This is a genomic window from Bythopirellula goksoeyrii, from assembly GCF_008065115.1.
Lineage (GTDB): Bacteria > Planctomycetota > Planctomycetia > Pirellulales > Lacipirellulaceae > Bythopirellula > Bythopirellula goksoeyrii.
Genome location: NZ_CP042913.1, coordinates 1,080,514 through 1,099,060, shown reverse-complemented (window position 1 = coordinate 1,099,060; position 18,547 = coordinate 1,080,514). Strand labels below are relative to the sequence as shown.

8 protein-coding genes are annotated in these 18,547 nt (G+C 53.8%); all 8 read right to left on the bottom strand.

Annotation, left to right across the window (positions count from 1 at the left end; translation table 11 throughout):
- Positions 1-30: 30 nt before the first annotated feature.
- Positions 31-2,745 (bottom strand): TolB-like translocation protein, encoded by a 2,715-nt coding sequence (locus tag Pr1d_RS04335; protein ID WP_148072379.1) that lies wholly within the window; start codon positions 2,743-2,745, stop codon positions 31-33.
- 664 nt (positions 2,746-3,409) lie between these two features.
- Positions 3,410-7,201 (bottom strand): hypothetical protein, encoded by a 3,792-nt coding sequence (locus Pr1d_RS04330; RefSeq protein ID WP_148072378.1) that lies wholly within the window; start codon positions 7,199-7,201, stop codon positions 3,410-3,412.
- Between the two features lie 977 nt (positions 7,202-8,178).
- Positions 8,179-12,102, bottom strand: a complete 3,924-nt coding sequence (locus Pr1d_RS04325; RefSeq protein ID WP_168205048.1) for a beta strand repeat-containing protein — start codon at positions 12,100-12,102, stop codon at positions 8,179-8,181.
- Positions 12,103-12,403: 301 nt separating this feature from the next.
- Entirely contained in the window at positions 12,404-13,381 is a 978-nt protein-coding gene (locus tag Pr1d_RS04320) for a CBS domain-containing protein (RefSeq protein WP_168205047.1), read from the bottom strand.
- A 246-nt stretch (positions 13,382-13,627) separates the two neighbouring features.
- Positions 13,628-14,656: a hypothetical protein gene (locus Pr1d_RS04315; protein WP_148072375.1), complete on the bottom strand. Its 1,029-nt coding sequence runs from the start codon at positions 14,654-14,656 to the stop codon at positions 13,628-13,630.
- 122 nt (positions 14,657-14,778) lie between these two features.
- Positions 14,779-15,651 (bottom strand): hypothetical protein, encoded by an 873-nt coding sequence (locus Pr1d_RS04310; protein WP_148072374.1) that lies wholly within the window; start codon positions 15,649-15,651, stop codon positions 14,779-14,781.
- A gap of 120 nt (positions 15,652-15,771) precedes the next feature.
- Complete coding sequence (locus Pr1d_RS04305) at positions 15,772-17,364, bottom strand: ATP-binding response regulator (RefSeq protein ID WP_148072373.1); 1,593 nt, start codon at positions 17,362-17,364, stop codon at positions 15,772-15,774.
- A 99-nt stretch (positions 17,365-17,463) separates the two neighbouring features.
- On the bottom strand, positions 17,464-18,240 hold the full coding sequence (locus Pr1d_RS04300) for a response regulator (RefSeq protein WP_148072372.1): 777 nt from the start codon (positions 18,238-18,240) through the stop codon (positions 17,464-17,466).
- Between the last annotated feature and the right edge of the window lie 307 nt (positions 18,241-18,547).

The window sequence follows — 18,547 nt, the reverse complement described above, 5'->3', positions numbered from 1 at the left end:
GCTAACCACCCCCTGTTCCGTTCTCCAGTATTAAGGGAACCTGCACCACATGCAAGAAATTGAGCCAAAAAAGGCCAGAATTAGCAGCGAATCAGGTTCTGGCACGGTATTCGCATTGGCAGTTAGTGGTAAAACACTGCCATGCTGCGCCTGCCAATCGGTCAGGCTGCCGACGCCAGGATCCCGCTGCCACACAAGAAAATCACTTCCATCGACGTCGCCGTCTTGATCGAAATCTCCAGGGAGGGCCGTCAGCAAGGTCACGTCGTTGCCATCGCCACCGGAGTAGGAAACGAACAGGTTTGTGCCGCCGAAATTTCCCACCAAGCTCCCTTCGGGGAGGCCCGCAAAAGTACCTGTGAGAGAGCCGCCGACGTTGAGAATTTCAAACTGTTGGCCAGCAGCGAGTGTGAATCCGTCGATCAGCGTGACATCGAGTGTGCCTGCAAGGGTTGTGTCTCCAGCTATGAGGAGTTGGTCGAACTGAGTGCCGGCCGTGAGGCCGCCCAGCTCGATTTCGAGATTTGCGGGAGACCCCAAGATGAGATCGCCACCAAAATTCATGATGCCAGGGCCTGTGCCGGGTAGAAGCTGGCCGAGTATCTGAACTTCGCCACTCCCTTCGCTGCCGTTGCCGGCGAGCGAATCGGAAAAGATGGCTGTCGATCCGTCCTCGACGTTGAGGGTGCCATTATTGGTTACCGGGCCCTCGAAGCGAATCGTTGCCGGATCAGCGGTTGTGCCGGTTGCTTCTATGAGGCCCTCGTTCGACACAGTCGAACCACTGATGACCAGTTGCTCTGCTGCGCCGGCGCGAACTATACCACCGGCGGCGACCACAAGATCGGCCACCAACATGCCGTCACCATGGAGTACGCCGTTCGCTTGGATCGTCGCACCGTGCAGCGTTGAGATCTCCGCGCCATCAGCCAACGCGAGCGTTGAAGTCTCCGTGCTACTTCCCACTACCAACTCGTTGATCAACCGTGGTGTGGATCCGGTCGCGGTGACCGTTCCTGGTGCATCGACGAAAATCTGCATCACCTTGTCTGGCTCGCCGCCGTGGTCCCAAGCCGCGCCCGTGTCCCAATCGACGTCCCCACTGTTGGAATGCTGGCGGACGATGCGGACAAAGATTTCGTTGACGTTATCCTCATTCTGGTCGGCAAGATATAAGACCAAACTGCCATCGGGGCTGATCTGCTGCGACGACACATTCCCGCCAGCCACCAGCGGGCCGTTGAGCTTTACGGCCGTTCCCCCCCCGCTGGGGACGATGAAGATTTCATTCACGTTGTCCGTCGTCTGATCGGCCAGATAGATCAGGCGGCTGGAGTCGGGGCTGAATTGCAGGCCGTCGGATAACACATTGCCTCCGGCCACGAGCGTGCCGTTGAGCTTTGTGGCCATTCCCCCTGCACTGGGGACGCTGAAGATTTCATTCACGCCGTCGGACAATTGGTCGGCCAGATAAATCACACGGTTGGAGTCGGGGCTGAATTGCAGGCCTTCGGAAAACACATTTCCGCCGTCTACAAGCGCGCCGTTGAGTCTTGTGGCCGTCCCCCCTGCGCTAGGGACGCTGAAGATTTCATTCACATCGTTGGTCGTCTGGTCTGCTACATAGAGCACGCGACTCGAGTCAGGGCTAAACTGCAGGCCGTCGGGAAACACATTTCCGCCGTCCACGAGTGTGCCGTTGAGTTTTGTGGCCGTCCCCCCTGTGCCAGGAACACTGAAGATTTCATCAACATCGTTGGTCGTCTGATCTGCCAAATAGAGCACGCGGCTTGAGTCAGGGCTGAACTGTAGACCCGCCGAAGAGACATCACCATTTAAGACGAGCGGTCCGTTGAGCCGTGTAGCCACTCCCCCTTCGCTAGGAACGCTGAAGATTTCAAACACGTTGTTGGTCAACTGGTCGGCCAGATAGAGTACACGGCTTGAGTCGGGACTGAACTGCAGGCCACTCGATGAGACATCGCCATTCAAGTCGAGGGGCCCGTTGAGCTTTGTGGCAAAACCCCCTTCGCTAGGAACGCTGAAGATTTCACTCACATTGTTGGTCGTCTGGTCGGCCAGATAGAGCACGCGGCTTGAGTCGGGGCTGAACTGCAGGCCACTCGAAGATACATCACCACTCGAGACGAGCGGACCGTTAAGCTTTGTGGCAACACCCCCCCCACTAAGGACACTGAAGATTTCATTGACCAGGTCGGTCGTCTGATCGGCCCAATAGAGTACGCGACTTGAGTCGGGGCTGAACTGCAGGCCACTGGAAGAGACATCGCCGTTGGCCACGAGCGTGCCATTGAGCTTTGTGGCCATGCCACCCGCGCTAGGTACGCTAAAAATTTCATTCACATTGTTCGTCGTCTGGTCGGCCAGATAGAGTACGCGGCTCGAGTCAGGGCTGAACTGCGCGCCCTCGGAAAACACATCGCCTCCTGCCGCCAGCGTACCATTGAGCCTAATGGCAAGACCCCCTGTGCTAGGAACGCTGAAGATCTCGTTCACGTCGTCGGTAAGCTGGTCTGCCAGATAGAGCACGCGGCTTGAATCCGGGCTGAACTGCAGTCCTTCGGGAATCACATTCCCATCTGTAACGAGTGGACCATTGAGCTTGATCGGCTCCGCAGCCAAAGCCGGTCCGCCCAACGAACTCGTGAAGAGCGCGGCTGCAATCAAAGGGGCAGCTATAAATAAAACCTGCAATACGCCGCTCAATCGATCGCTACAAACCATGGGTAGATTCCTTTCTATGGCAAGTCTGTCAGCGATACTCCCTCGCTGAATTCTGTCCCGCTGCGAGTCTAGCATGTTCGGCCAGCGACCATCATCCTACTCAAAAGCGCCGACAGCAAGAACGAATAATGCAGACATATTTCGAGCCTATCCAAGTGCCGCAAATATGCTGTCACAGCTCACGTATTTCAGTGCTAGCAGTGCAGAGAAATAGATAGGTTTTTAGCCGCGTCACGGTATGAGCCGAAGCGGTAGTCAAAAATGCCGTAGGTCGGGCACTCTTGCCCGACATAGAGTGCTTTCTCTCGAATCGACTCTCAGGAGTGCCCATCCTACAAATCGAAATCCACTTTTTTGGACAAAATCAAGTTGTACAAAGATGAGAGAACGGAGAACAGTCATCCGAGCCCATTTCAGAACGCTAACCGGCTGGATGTCCCAATCGCCTGATCAAGCCACAAAGTGGTGGCGCTAAGAACGCTCCAGGCGGAGTGAAGAATAGTTACACGGATTTTTGCGGAGCCTGGGGTTTGGTTTCCTAAATCTTCTCTGTTAGAACTGCTGGCGCAGTATATCATCGGACAGCACCTGAACCGCTTGCAGTGTGCCATTGTGATTGGCCAGCTGAGCCAATGCTAACCCGCTAGGTTTTGCTGTTCGACCTCTATCGCTCCCACTCATCACGATTATCCCATTCACGTCCCTCCCCTAAGTAGTAAGCACAGATGCGATCAAGGACGGAGGCTGTGTACGGAGCGTCCGCCCGGACTTGTTCCGCAAACGTCTTGTATTTCGTGGCTAGGTCTCGTTCTTGTGCCCCTCCTTCACCGCGGCAGACTATACCTCGAGAGTTGATGATACCTATGTAGATCCCTGCACCGATTCGTTCAGTAGAGATTTTCTCAACAACTCTCCGAACAGACCGAGCCGGCCATGAGCCATCGGAATCTGTTGGTCCGTGCGAGATCAACTGACCGATGCGGAAGTCACATGTATCAAGATACCCCAAGGGCTCAGCAATTTCTCTAGCAGAATTGGCCCACTTCCACAATTCTTGCTCGTCAACTGTGCCGTCATTGTTCGTACCGGGAAGGGATTTCCATTTGTACAGCAGCTCGTGTCCGATGTGCGCCAGTGCCCTCTGTTTTGCATCATCTTCCTTAAGCTCATTTACCTCTTCATCAGATTGTTTAAGAGTGGATCGATAACAGGAAGAAAGTATGTCAACAAAGAATGCGGGTTCGGTCGCCAGTTTGCGAAACAGCGTAGCCGGTTCACCTTCTCGGTCGTCACCAAGCATGCTCAGAAAGTTGATCTCCAATCGGATGAGGCGAGCATCAACGACATCGCCAGCTTCCTGGACGGCCGTGAGGATCATTCCGACATCATAGTCATGAATACCTTCCATCTGAGGTTCTGCAACTTCGCCAGGTGAATCCAGCATGGCTTCTAGTGGTTGCAAAAGCGTATCACTAGGTAAGGCTGATTTATCGCGGAGTGCCGCGCAGATGATTTCCACCGCGTTCGCGAGCCTAGCGACCGCGACTAACTCCGTGACACACCGTTGGACAGCTCCTGCGGACTTGTCGAATCTCCAGTGATTCACGTTGGACCAATAGAGGCGTTTTGCGTCGGTGTTTTCCTCGTCCACGCGGTCCCAGACGTCTGGTCGAAATGGCAACATCGCAAACATCCAAGCTCGGGCTAAGTCTGAATTGCAGCGGCCAAGTTGGCCATCGAACCAGGCCCAACCATCCGACTCGAAACGTGCTGCGACATAACCGCAGACAAACTTGAGCGACCAATTGTCCTCACGTATCAAATCTGGAATGATGCTGTGTTGATATTGATCACCAGTGAGCACCGAAAGCAAATGGCCAACGGCATAGGGCTGTTGACAGAGTTCGGCTAGCTCACACACTCCTTCAAAGCCGCACTCTTCAATTACTTCCTCAATTGCCCGTAGTCGGTCTTTTCCAAGGTCGGCCTGGTTTTCTTCATATTTGGCCCTACGCATGTAGTAGCGATCCATCCACTGCTCAAACAGGGGAGCAAAGTGGATCGGCAGCGAGGCGGCTTGCATAGCATTCGCAATATTCTCCAAGCGTTCGAGATTGTCCTCCCCGATTCGGTCGGTGGCGCCACTGCTGCGATATCGGCTGACATAGTCGAGGATCTTCTCGCGGAGTGCACTCTTGGCGTGATCGTCGAGTCCCGTGGAGGGCAATTTCGCTAGACGGTCAATGGCTTGGAGCATGATTGATCTTGGCATCAAGGTCAACAAGTCGATCAGCTCCAACCAGCGTTCAAGGTCTTTACCAACATGCTCCACGATAGCGGTCGATACAACCTCAAGTTGCTTGCCCATATCTGCATAGGTCTCACCCCGATCCCAGTCTGACGCCCATCCACGCCACGCGGGGCGGCTTGTCTGTGGGAACATGCCTCCACGGAATTGTTCCAGAAGTGCTACGCATAAACCCCAAGCAGAACTTTCATCGCTCGCAAGAAGTCGTTTCAAGATCCCTATTCGAAGTTCGACGTCTGCTGTTGTATAGGGCAGTGCGCATGACAGGATTAGTTGAAGGCTTCCCATCGGTGAATTACTGTAGTTGTTGGGAACATGATGTCTATGAAGCTTGAGTAGAGCAGAGCAAACTCTGGAAAGGTGCTCAGGAGCCCACGCGAGCGTTTCCAGGCTCCAAAGCAATCCAGAATAGAGGCATCCCGACAGAAGAGGGTGTCCTTTCGTTTCTTTGAAGAGCCAAGACAGTTTAGGTTCCGATAAGTCGAGATCAGATTCGATGGCAACAAGAAAGGCATCGGGCGAAGCTTCTGCAAGTAGGGGCAAGATTGAATTCAGACTGGCCCAGAGCTCCCAAGGAGTGTCTGGGGACAAGACCTCTCGGACTACTCGGTGAGAGAACCCTTCCGTAGCAAGCGTGGGTTCGTGGGCGATAATCTCCCCGAATGATCCTAAGAGAGCCAGAGTGTCGGCTAGGTGTTTCTTAAGAACTTGTGAGTATTGGGGAGAGAAACCTTTGATGCGCGCAAGCCAGCGCTCCTTGTTAGGCAATTCGAATCCTGGGTCTCGCTCAGAGAGAATTGAAACCGCGAGCGGCGCGAAGGTGGCAAAGTGCTCATTCGAGATGTAGGACTTCAGTTTTGCCCAGGCGTCGGCTTTTGAGACTAGCCTCCACTTGTTGTCAGCATGGATAAGAAGCGGGTCTCGACAGTTTGCCCACAATTTACAGTCACTCTCAATCTCCGAGTAAGACTTGTCGGCCAACTGTTCGACTGCAGTTAGGTCGGCAGGGTTGGCGCCGTTCCATCCGCCCAAGATCAGGCATGCTCTTAAAGAGCCCCGCGCTGAAACCTCGATTGCGTCGGTGCGCGACTGGCATCCTATCCTGTCCAGGCTCTGTTTAAGTAAAGCAAGGCTTCCTCCCGCATCCTTGGCTTTCTTCTCCGCTACGAATTGACTTAGCCCACATTGTTGCAGGCTACGGGCGAGCTCATGTTCTCGGACGCGCTCAAGTCGGATCGCACTGCCCGGTAGCGGAACAAACGGTTCACAAGCTCGGATGAGCCGAATGCCTCTTTCTGTGGCAAAAGCGGCGTCTTCGCCACTCACTTCGACTCGTGGATCAACCACCACATCCAGGTTGGTCTCAAGCCTACATAGCTTTCTTAAAGCAATTGCAGATTGAGCGATTACCATTCGTGACCGAACGGCTTCTCGTTGATCATCACTTAAGGCCTCAATGGATGCGCAAACAAAGTCGATGATCTCTGATGGGAACTGAGAGACGATTGTGAGACAGGCTTTTCCATTCGACAGCCAATCGATGAGGGCTTGGCGGCTTCGCTCGCGTGACGTTAAATAGACCTGGGACGCAAGGGCAGGCGTCGTGCTATTTGAAATAGATCTCCAACGGCTTTCTAGGTCATGGAGATCGTGAACAGGGATTCCCCAACTACCTGCTAGCCCAAGGGCCACAGCAAATGCATTCTCCAACCATTGCTCAATGTCGTCACAATCGTAAGCTCGAACGGATTTCCAATTGCCGTTGGAATTTACCTGGGTTTTCCATTTTTTCTTCTCGCGCCAATGCCTGGCCGTCAGCGCTATGTAGGTTGCATTCTCACGAATCTCGGGCGGGATCTCATTTGTCCGTTTCACGAAGTCCGCCATGGCTTTGGTAGCCGATCTCTTCTCTACAGTGAGTTCCCAGACGGAGTAGCCGCTGGGAATCCAGGCATTGCCAACTCTGCATTCGATCTCGCCGTCGAAATCCGGACGCTGCACCGACTCATACGCAGGAAAGTCAATCCTTTGGATGCTGTCGAGCGTCGCGTGCGCGAGACGCCTCACCAGACCAGGGAGCAAAGCACGTGCGTCCCGATCCTCTTCAGCCCACCGCTGCAGTCGCTTTGATGTGACTAACCTCCGCATCTGGTATTCCTCGGTATGGTTACTGTTAGCAGAGACCCAACTTTACCCTAGATAAAGCCCACAATAGCCAGCTCTTCATGGCTTGTTAGTTTCACCTGTGAATCATGCACTTGCATCCTACACTCCAAAGGTGGAACTGCCAGCCAGTTACGTAGCTATTTTCTTGCGACACCCATGTGTGTCGTCATTCAGAAATTGAAACAAGTTGGCTATTAGCCATTAGTTGATAGTCCGGGCTGGTAGCATTAATTGGTTAACACCCCTGACTTACCCTGCCCTAAAGTCTGCTACCCACGCTAAGGCTCAATTCCTGAAAAGGGAAGTAAATTAAGCAAAAACTCCCGATCACCAGATCACTGGAATGTAACGTCTGAGTGGGAGTCGTTGGTGGTAAGTGGTGAGGTTTTTGCCGGAACTGCGCACGGCTTGTTCCGGCCTACAAATTGGCTTTGTCTCTTCTTCCTCCGCGCACTCTGCGGCTTTGCGAGTAATTATTTCCACCCTGGCCAAAAATAATGGTAGCAATTGGCCACCCGCTTTCAGATAATACACCTCGGCAACCAATAGCTGCGTTCCTTGATAATCTGATTTCTGCCGAAAATGCGTCCGCCGCGACAGTCACCACTACCTGTCCGGCAACGCAGCACCGCTACTCTGCGCGTTAGGCGGACAAGTAGCGGTGCGACCCATTTCGCCCAGTCCCCAGCCCCCTCTTTAGTCCCTTTGCACCATCGCACGATGGCCATTTTTTGCGGAGTTTTGTTTTAAAAACCCGCCAAACTTGCCGACCCCGGCGACGACGTAAACTCCTACAGAACAACGAGTTGGAGAAAACCAAGCCCACTGAAAGGAAGGGGGTTTATTTTTGTCAAGAAAGTTTCACCAATTTTATTGGGCCAATAAGAGTGGTATCGGTCGGGATGGAAATTGGCTTGCCGAGAGTGTGCCTGTGACGATCCGCCGGGGAGAAAGTGGAGTCAATCAATCCCATGGCAGCGGTAAGTCAATACCATGAGCGCAAGACAACAGGCCAAGGCGACAGCGGGAGGTTCAGGAACGGCCGTTGCCAAAGGGGCCAGCGGTGTTGCTCCATACTGCGATTGCCACAACGCCAAGTCGCCACTGTTTATCCCGTTGGGAGAACCACCCCGTTGCCAGACGAGAAAATCCCGACCGTCGATGTCGCCGTCGTTGTCGAAATCGCCGGTGGCGGTGCTTGATACTACATTCAGGAACACCGTGATTGCGCCGGGGTTCAACTGCCACGCGAGCCCAGGACTGAGAGCAGGCAGATTGAGCGTGTCGAAGGTGCCCGCAAAGCCCGTGTCGCCGCGCAAGATTCCGAACGAATCACCCAATTGCGGCTGGAACCCGCTGTCAAGCGACACCTTTAGAGTACCATCGAGCGAGAGAAACTCGTTCGTGTGCAGTACATCAAATTCTCCGGGAAGCGTGCCACCCAGATCGAGCCCCAGCGAACCGAGGGACGAAAGCGTCACGTTGCCAGTAAAGGTATTGTTGCCGACAAGTTCGAGCGTGCCGTTGTTGACGACATCGCCATTGATTGTTGAATCAATTAGCACCAAGGTGTTGTTGTTTGTCAGACTCGACCCAAACGACGCGGTTCCTTCGGTGAGAACCGTCGTGCCCGAGTTGACACCGCCGAAAGCGGAGATCGACCCACGTGCCACATTGAGCAGCCCATCGGCTTGGACGAACAGCGACGTCGCTACATTGACGGTTTCATCTTCATCGACAACAAGCGTGCTGCCGAACAGTCCCGCATCGGTAACCACCAAACCTGTGTCAGTGAAGTTCAGCGTCCCTGCATCGAAGTCGACGTTGGCGAAATTCGCCTTCGAAATTGCTCCCACGCTGAGCGTACCGCCATTGACGCGCAAGGGTCCGCCGAGCGCCGCAAGTCCGTCGACCGCCAGGTGCATATCAGCGGATAGCGTTTGAGGACCGCCATTGAATATACGCCCAAGCAAGTTCGAGTTGAGAGTAGCTCCCGTAGAGTTGCTAAACCGCAGCGTGCCCGTGTTGAAATTAAAAGTGGAGCCTGCGTCTGTGAATAGAATGTTCTCGCCGACGACGACCTCACCACCATCAAGGTTGACGTCGCCCAGGTTGCGGATGCGCAAATTGCTGGCGATAGAGACAAGGCCACCCTCGTTCACGTTTAAAATGCCAAAGCCGCTTTGCTGTGAAGATGTTTCGGTTCCCGCGATCGTGAGTTCGCCGCCGATGTCCCAGGAGGAGGTATTGGCTGTCGTACTGCCGAGCGTGGCTGTGCCGAAGCTGCTAGTGAAATGACCGATGTACGCTTGCCCGCCATTGGTGACGGTTCCACCTTCGGTAACGTGCATCATGCCGTTAGCGCCGTTGGTGGCACCACCTAGCGTGTCGTCACCCAGGGAGAAGCTGGTGCCGACCTCCAGCAGCGAATTCGGGCCATCCACATTGACGGTACCAACCCCACTTCCAAAAGAGGCCGCCTGAAACTCATCGGTCAGTTCAACGACCCCGCCATTGGAGATGTCGAGAATGCCCGAAGAGCTGCTGTCGCCATCACCAACGTACATGGCCTCTGCTTCGACTCGCGATCCGGGGTCTTGAACGATCACCTGTCCATTGCCACCAGTAATGTCGCCGACGATGATGCGTGCTTCGGAGAGGATGATGTTGTTGTCGTTTGGATCACGCTGGACGGCGGAGAAAACACCGCCGTCGGTGACTTCGAGTGTCGCTCGGCTGCTGGTGCTGCCACCGGCGTTGCCGACGCTGACGTCGCCTGTACCGTGGTAGTCCAATCGAGATCCCACCCCGTCAATGGTGAGCTTCGAGCCATCGGCGGCACCATTGTCACCGATGAAGATGCGATGCGTGGGGTCACTGGTGGCGACCCGCGCCTGAGCACCCTGTTCGACAGTCATTGTCCCTTTGCGAGCATCGCCGACGTAGAGGTAGCCGTCGATATCGACCGTAGAAGGGGTTCCATTGTTAGAGCCGGTGACGAGCAGGTCGGCTTCGGCGCTGCCTGCGAGACTACCAATGACGATCCCCTCGGCATCGATGCGTCCACCATCGCGAACCTCGGCATGGCCTTCGCCACCATAACCAATGCGAAGAATGTCATTCACACTGCCATCCTTGTGGAAGTAAAGCGAGTCTTGACCAGTGACGATAAGTGTGCCCGAGGAGGTTGCGTTGCCACCGATGTATGCTTCGTCGCTGACGTTGAGTGTGCCGCCGTTTTGGATGGTGACAATGCCAGTGCCGCCGCTGCCGTCAGTACGACCGCCGATCTGCACATCGCCGCTGTTGCTGGTGGTCGCGTTGACAATAGCGTTGTCGATGGTAAGTATACCGGAGGCATTGCTCTGGTAGCCGACCCAGAAGTCTCCGGCGTTGTTAAGAACAGCCCCGTCGCTGACGGTGGCGTTACCCGTGCCGTTGGTGCCGATCACAGAATCATTGGTTGCAGTGAACATAGTGTCCGTGCCGGTCACCAGGAGCGTTCCATTGGACATTGTCCCCGAGCCAATGCGAGGAAACGCGGCCGTGAGGGTGGCCCCGTCGCGGAGTTCGAGCGTACCTTTGCCATTCTCACCTGCGTAAAGAATGTTCCCCACGGTGACGGTGGTGTTCGGGCCGCTGATGTAAGCGATATTCTCAAGCTGGTTGGTGGCGTTTGCGCCGATGCGCAGATTGGTCCCAACCTCTAAGAGTGCGTGACCAGCACCAACGGGATCGCTATTGAGATCCGCGCCAAGATCTACCCCGACACGAAGTTCACCCAGCCCCTCGCTTCCGACAAACAGATTGTTGGTGGCGTCGAGTGTCGAGATGTTGGCCCCCGAGCCCGTATCAGGAGTGCCGAACACGGCGACATTGCCTGAGCCCCCCGCGACAGCGAGCACCATGTCGTTGCTGTTACTGCGGACCAAGCCGCCATCTTCGACTGAGAGGGTCGCGTCGCCCAGGTTGCCAATCTCCAGCCTCGCCATCAACCATTGAGAACCATCTCCGTTGACCATGATGTCGCCGCTTGAGCCAACATTAGCCGCGACAAAGGCATCGGGACTTGTATGGATGTTTTGGTTGAGCACGCCACCGGCGGTGATATTAAGATTTCCTGTGCCATTGCTCCCAACGAATAAATCTTCTGCAATGACGCTCGAGCCAGCGCCATTGATATTGAGTGTCCCTTCGCCGTCGGCGGTGAGGCCGAGCTGGAAGTCGGCGATGCCGCCACTTGTGTCGTTGGCAATTCGGGCCAACCCTCCTCCGATAACGTTGAGCGTGCCAGTGCCGCTATTGCCGATAACGTAGCCATTGCCGGAGTTCAGACCGTCGGTGGTCATGGTACTGCCGTCGACGTTGACTTCTCCCACGGAGCCAAGATCGTCGCCGATGATGACATTCAGCGCACGAAAGTTGCCGCCGCTGTTGAGGGTAAACGTGCCGAAACCGGAATCGCCGACGATCGCATCGCCGACGCTATCCCAAACCACTCCGCCACTACCGTTCAGAGTAACCATCGCGCCGTTGGACAACATGTCGGCAAATACGTCGTCTATCGTCACTATTCCGTTGTTGTCAAGTTGAACACCACCGAATCCGACGAATTCAACATGGCCATCGGTAAACGTCATGTCGTTGGCCAGTGCGAGTCCCGCGGCGGCCAGAACCACGTCGACATCGAGCCCGACCAAATTGGGTCCAAACGAGACGTTATCTGCCCCGCTGGGGGTGCCATTGGGCGTCCAGTTCGTCGCAGAGATATAGCCGGTCGTACCTGTGACCTGATTCCATTCGCGATCCACAGCATGGACAGTGTTTAGTGTCAGCCAACCGAAGCAAAGTAAAAAGGTACAAAAAGCTCGTTGCAGAATCATCAGTTCCCCCTTTGACGGTTGCCCAAGAAAACTTGCAAGCAATTCGAATTGGCGATCCAACTCTAGCAATTCAGATTGCATCGAGCGAAAATCGCAGAGCAGGCGCCGTAAAGCCTATCATGGATCGTGGCTCGGACAACCCTTATTCTGGGTGGAGAAGGGGATTGGTAGTATTACTCTAACCAACCTGATGTTTCGACATAAACACTGTCCCACAAACGAGTAATGCTTTTGTGCAATGCTTTGGTACAACTCGCGAAGAGGCTAGCGATGAACTCAGAGATATTTCTTCAAAAGTAGCTCAATCAATCGGAGCATCGTTTCGTTCAACAATCGAACTCAAGTAAAGCAGCGTTGTCTCCTGTTTCGGCGGTGGTACAGCCATCAGGTCGTGGGCTGCATTGAGTACATCACGCCGACTTATCTGACCAACTAACTCCTGATCTCGTAAGACGGGTAGTCGTCGATAAGGAGTATCTAGAAAGATTCTCGCGATCTCTAGGAAATCCGTCTCTTCGTCGATGGTGCGCGCCTTTTGGTCCATAAAAGAACCGACTTCGGGGGTCGGTACCTCTTCGTCGCTGGCCTCCGAATCCCCATCACTTCTATGAATCATCCAATTGTTGTTTGTGAGATTATCGTCCGGGTTGCTGACAAACTTAGACAAATGATGTTGGGCTTTTAAGACATCTCGCCGACTAATCTGTCCGAGCAGGCGACCATCCCGCAGGACTTCTAGGCGACGATAGGGCGTGTCTAGAAAAATCTGTGCGATGGAAATCAAATCCAAATCCTCATCGATCACTCGTTGAGATTCCTCGTTCATAAATGCCTCTACGCGAGTCGTTGGCAACTGGTCATAAGCTGATGATATCAGTACCCGCATACTCGTTTTTTCCGAGAAGACGCCGAGAAAATTTTGATCGCGATCCACGACCGGTGCCCCGGAGATGTGGTTTTTCAATAACAATCCAATCGCATCGAAGACATCCATCTCTGGAGACAGAGTCAGCAATCGACTCACCATAACATCTTTGGCATGCAGTCTGTGGGCTAGATTCTTCTCATCTTCACACGCCAGTTGAGCTGTGAGTGTCAGCACACTCATACAGCACTTCTCAGAAAACACCCCGAGATAATTCCCTTGAGGTGCAACGACCGGTGCGCCGGTGATATTATTTTTCAGTAAGTGTGCTACCCCTTTGAATACATGCATCTCGGGACGCAGCGTTATTAGCCGGCTCACCATGATGTCATGAGCGAGTTCTGGATGCTTCATCGAAAACTCCTTGTGCGACATGAGGCTGGTGAGAATTCAACACCAGCCCACATCCGGGTTTCACCAACTTACGTAACTGAATCGACTAATGTGCAGCGGAAGAAACATCAGAAGGAGGAGTGTGTGAAAGGCCACTCGCCGATCACGAAACAGATTCCATTATCTCAGCTTTGCAGCACTGAGGCAACATGGCTCAATTCCGATAGTATTGCGACGAGTGGCTCTCAGACTCTGAAATACCACCCGTTACCGCCACCAGAAAATCAAGAAACAGCCAAGAAGTAACGGCAGGAACCCCTGCGGCTCGGGCACGGAGATCGCCGCAACTTGTGCCCCTATGCCATAATTGGTTTGCCAATCAGCCAGATTGCCCATGCTGGGATTGCGTTGCCAAACGAGAAAATCGTTCCCATCGACATCGCCATCGCCATCGAAGTCTCCGGCTGCGCCCAAGGTCAGGATAAGTTCGTATTGAGCATCTTCCGAATGGCCCCCGACAAAGTCGTTATCGTTATACCCCGTAACGGCAAAAGTAAGCTTCCCATCGCTTGGTACAACGCCCTGAATCAACGACAAAACTCCTCCAGCACCGTCGTCGTCACTTGCGATGAGAACCCCCGCGGAGTCGAACCAACCGAGATAGGTATCAATTTCAATGACATTGGGATCGACCGTTTCTGCAGTGAATGTGGCCCCTGGTGAAAGGCCTGTGAACGTGAAAAAGTCGACGTCGCCGGGATCTCCTCCCAGGGAGTTGTCGATATAGGCGTCGTAGGTGCCACCAATCCACTCGAAATTATCGAAAGAGAAGAAATCTACCTGCCCAGGCTGCAAGGTGCGAATTTCACTGAACGAATCCACGAGGTCGCCAAAAAAGTCGTATGCGTCAACGAACACCTCATACTCACCAAACTCGCCATGGCCACCGACAAAACTCTCGTCGGGATAGCCGGTCACCGCAAAACTGATCTCGCCGCTGTTGGTGGAAATTCCGCACAGAGCCGACGATTGTCCATTGCCCGGAGCTTCACAGTCAGGCTCGAAGTCGTCGTTGTACTCGGAGATGCCACCGAACATATCGCGAGCGCCGAGGATCGTATCCGGGTACAGTGATGGGAATAAATCATCCGATACCGAAAGCACACCCGGCGAGAGGATGGTGGCGTCCTCAAAAATGTCGTTCGGCTCTTCTGCGTGGAGTGCAGAGCAGAAAGCAGCCAGGATGGTGAAGCACACCAATGTGAGTCTGTCAATTCCCCGACAAGCGTATCTCATCTTAAATCCCTGTTCCAAGTTGCGCCCGAGTGATTAGCTTCTCGCCCGCCAAAAAATCGCGGGCTTCGAGGGGCATTGGCCGCGCAGCAAACGTGAATTATAGCTCATCCCAAGCTGGAAAGCTACCAATTGTTGCAACATCTTACGGCGATTGCCATTGCGAGTCCAAGCAACAGTACGAAGGACCCGGGCTCCGGCACAATCGTGGTCTGCGAGAATGCGGTTCCTCCACTGCCCGTGAACTGCCGTTGCCAGGCAAGAAAATCACGGCCATCGCTGTCCCCATCCCCATTGGCATCACCAGAAGAATTTGTCCCATAGGCACCCTGCCAGATCGTGAGATCATTACTGTCCACGTCGCCGTCGTTTTCGAAATCAGCAGTGAAACTTGCCTCTTGTCCCACGATCACGAATCGCATGTTCTCAGCTTGAATTGGATGCCAGTCCGCAGAAGAGCCCGAGGAAGGAACTCTCCAAGAGATATAAGATGATTTGCTCGTCGGCGGAATGTAAGCTTGGTCAACTCCGTTGATCAATCCCGCTCCCCCCGTGGCATCAAACAAACCTGTCCCGAAGACCAACGCATAGCTTCCAGGAATGAGAGTTGCAGACAATGGTGTAAGAAAATCGTCGCTAGGAAAGTTTGGACGGAATGTAGCTTTGGCTATGAGTTCCGATTCCGTGAAAGGTGAACCTTCAGGCATGGAACTGAGCGATGCCAACCTTACCAGCGCGGCAAACACTTCTCCAGTCTGATCGGGGATCGCATACATATGTCCCCCCACTTGCTCAACAGTCAAGGGAGCACTCGTCGTCAACCGCCAGCCGACATACTCACTAGCTTGGATCGCCGTACCACCCACTTGGCCAGCACTTCCCATTTCTGCCGACTCAAGAACTATAGAATCGGCACAGCAGATTGAACTCAGTTTCCCTGTGCAGAGAACCAGAAGCGTTACTAAAAACAGGGCGCAATACGAAGAACCGTTTCTCATCTGGAGACCACATCCTTACCATGACATAGAAGTTTTCGTGGGGCAGCCATCATTTCCCGAATGAGTTGCCGTGGGGCAACTTGGAGTCTGCCAAATCACTCGACTGATTGCCTCTGCCACTCATTTCACAGGCTGGAAGCCTTTGTCACGGAGCAAATCTTGAGGTTTGCGGCCTTCGGCGATGCTTTCCATCGCATCACATTTACTTGCCTTCGCAAGAAGCAAGTCGACGAGTTCGCCATAGTCGACTGGTTTGGCAAGATGGTCATCAAATCCCGCCCTCAAAGCTCGTTGACGATCTTCTTCACTACCCCAACCCGAGATGGCAATTACGATGGGCCTCGGCAACGCGGCTTCCTTGCGGATCCTGCGGACAACTTCATATCCATCCATTCCCGGCATGCCAATGTCAAGCAAAACAAAATCAGGTTGCACGACCGTCATCGCCTCAAGTCCTGACGGCCCATCGAACGCGGCGTAAGTCCGGCAACCATCTAGCGAGAGCAGAGCTTCGAGGGTATGTACTGCCTCTTGATTGTCGTCGATGAGCAACACCGTTGCACCTTCGATAGATGCCGAATCTGCTACTTCTGGAGTTGACTCGGGAGGTTCGACTTTTACCAGCATCGCCGAATCCTGTCTCGGCAGCGTGATGGTAAAGTGACTCCCCTTCCCGGGCCCGTCGCTGTGCAAGGCAACCTGGCCACTATGCATATCCATGAGTGATTTCACTAATGCCAAGCCTATACCCAGTCCTTGCCGATCACGATTGCGAGGTGAGTCCGCTTGAGCAAAGAGATCAAACACACTACTTTGCAATTCTTTGGTGATCCCGATCCCGTTGTCGATGACACAAACTCGCGCCGAATCAGAGTCACCATCCAGCAAGACTTGGATCCGCCCACCGCGGGGTGTATATTTTGCCGCGTTGCATAGCAAGTTCGAAACGACTTGAATCAGTCTTGTTGGATCGCCATTGACGACCAAGGGTTGGCAGTATTTCACTTCTTTCAAGTCATGATTGTTTTCTGCAATCATAGGTGCGACCATTTCTATCGCTTCCTTGACGATCTCGCGAAGATCGACTGTCTCGCATTCCAGTCGCAGTTGCCCTCGGGTGTAGCGAGAGACATCGAGCAAATCTTCCACAATACGCAAAAGCTGTTCGGTTTGCCGGCGCATCGTCTTGCGAATTTCGCGGACTTGTTCGGACTTCAACGTTTCTCGATCGAGCAGGTCGATACCCGAGCGAATCGGAGCCAACGGATTTCGCAGCTCGTGAGCAAGCAGTGCCAGCCAGTTATCTTTCTTGCGGTCTGCTGCTCGGAGTTGTTCGGTAAGTTCCGCATTGGCTGCCGATTGAAGATTGACTGCGACCTGCCTGGAGTCCGCGCGCCAGTAAATTGCGATTGCCGCTGTTCCAACGACTGCATAAATTGCCAGTGAAAATTGGTCTGCGGGTTCGGTGACCGTCCAGCTATAGCGAGGTTCAATGACCCAATACACCCCCGCCGCGATGCCGGAGAATAGAGATAGTATTGCTGGACCAACTCCAGCTACCCAGACTGTCAACATTGCCGAAAGAAAATAGATGCCAAAAGGCATATGATCATCCAGCCAGCCATGCATCGACATGCGCGCCCAAGTTGCCACCACGGTCGCTAGTACGGCAAAGCCGTATCTTGTCAGACACGCACGACACTGATTTTCCATAATTCTGCCCCCCAGACGTTGCAATGCACGATTCAAACGAAGATTGGCCGAGGCACACCGACCAACCTTAAACGATTCGAAGTTCTTAGCGAAGCGAGGTCAATGGACCTTCGCCGCACCAAGAAGCTCATCATTTAAGGAATCGACCAACTCTTGAGGGCGAATGGGCTTTTGGAACCAGCGATCTACACCACGCGGTCCGATTTCCACATTCATTTCTTCGGGCTGCGAGCCTGTCACGGCGAACACCTTCACACCGCTATAGTCCGGATTCAAGCGAATCGATTTGACCGTCTTCGGTCCGTCCATGCGCGGCATGTGCATGTCGAGTAGCACTACGTCGGGACGATCCCGGCGCGCTAGTTGCACCATTGCTTGCAAGCCGTCTTGAGCAGTCTCGACTTCATAGCCGCTCATTCGCAGATAGCCGGCCAGCAACTCACATTCATTGGAATCGTCTTCCACTAGCAGGGCACGAGGAATAGGGTTCGCCGGTTCTCCAACAGAATCATCGGAAACTTCTGTTTTCGCACTGCCATCTAGCTGGTCAATCTCGTGAATCGCCGAATGTAGTGAGGCCAAAGCCTCATCATGCATTCCTCGATCGAGTTGCTTTTCCATCAAGCTCAGGGAAAGCTGGGCGCCGTTGAGTCGATTGCGAAGATCGTGGGTCCGTTTCGATTCAGCCTCTCGTTCGGCTTCACTCTGCAACTCGCCGTTGAGTGTTTCGGTCAACTCATGTCGTAGGATACGAATGTCTTTGGGGGCATCCACCCCCACGCGCACTCGATGGCCGTCAACACGCAGGATCTCGACCGTAATGCCGAGGTTGGGGAAAACAATTTTATCTTGGGGTCCTCGAGACAAAACAAGCATAGTGCGGATCTCCTTATCTTGTGCGCAGCAAGCACGGTTCTCAAGGAACTCGATGGCATGCGCCCACTTTCGTTCTCAATGCGGTACGAGCGTCGTCGGTGGCACCCTGCTCCCGGCGACTCTCCCACTCACTATGCCCGGCAGCGGTTCGTCTTGAACTGCAGTAAAGGAGATCCGTTCCTAGATGCCCGGCAGTGAGAAGTGCAATTTTACCGAGATTGTTGAAGCTGGAATAGCTCAGAATTTATCTTGGGATAAGATTGGTCACGTCGTTGACGGCGAAGTTGGTGCTAGCACTAGTGACAGA

What these genes read in the sequence shown, in the direction of transcription:
- Pr1d_RS04335 (WP_148072379.1), bottom strand. Translation starts at nt 2,745, where the DNA reads ATGGTTTGTAGCGATCGATTGAGCGGCGTATTGCAGGTTTTATTTATA.
- Pr1d_RS04330 (WP_148072378.1), bottom strand. Translation starts at nt 7,201, where the DNA reads ATGCGGAGGTTAGTCACATCAAAGCGACTGCAGCGGTGGGCTGAAGAG.
- Pr1d_RS04325 (WP_168205048.1), bottom strand. Translation starts at nt 12,102, where the DNA reads ATGATTCTGCAACGAGCTTTTTGTACCTTTTTACTTTGCTTCGGTTGG.
- Pr1d_RS04320 (WP_168205047.1), bottom strand. Translation starts at nt 13,381, where the DNA reads ATGAAGCATCCAGAACTCGCTCATGACATCATGGTGAGCCGGCTAATA.
- Pr1d_RS04315 (WP_148072375.1), bottom strand. Translation starts at nt 14,656, where the DNA reads ATGAGATACGCTTGTCGGGGAATTGACAGACTCACATTGGTGTGCTTC.
- Pr1d_RS04310 (WP_148072374.1), bottom strand. Translation starts at nt 15,651, where the DNA reads ATGAGAAACGGTTCTTCGTATTGCGCCCTGTTTTTAGTAACGCTTCTG.
- Pr1d_RS04305 (WP_148072373.1), bottom strand. Translation starts at nt 17,364, where the DNA reads ATGGAAAATCAGTGTCGTGCGTGTCTGACAAGATACGGCTTTGCCGTA.
- Pr1d_RS04300 (WP_148072372.1), bottom strand. Translation starts at nt 18,240, where the DNA reads ATGCTTGTTTTGTCTCGAGGACCCCAAGATAAAATTGTTTTCCCCAAC.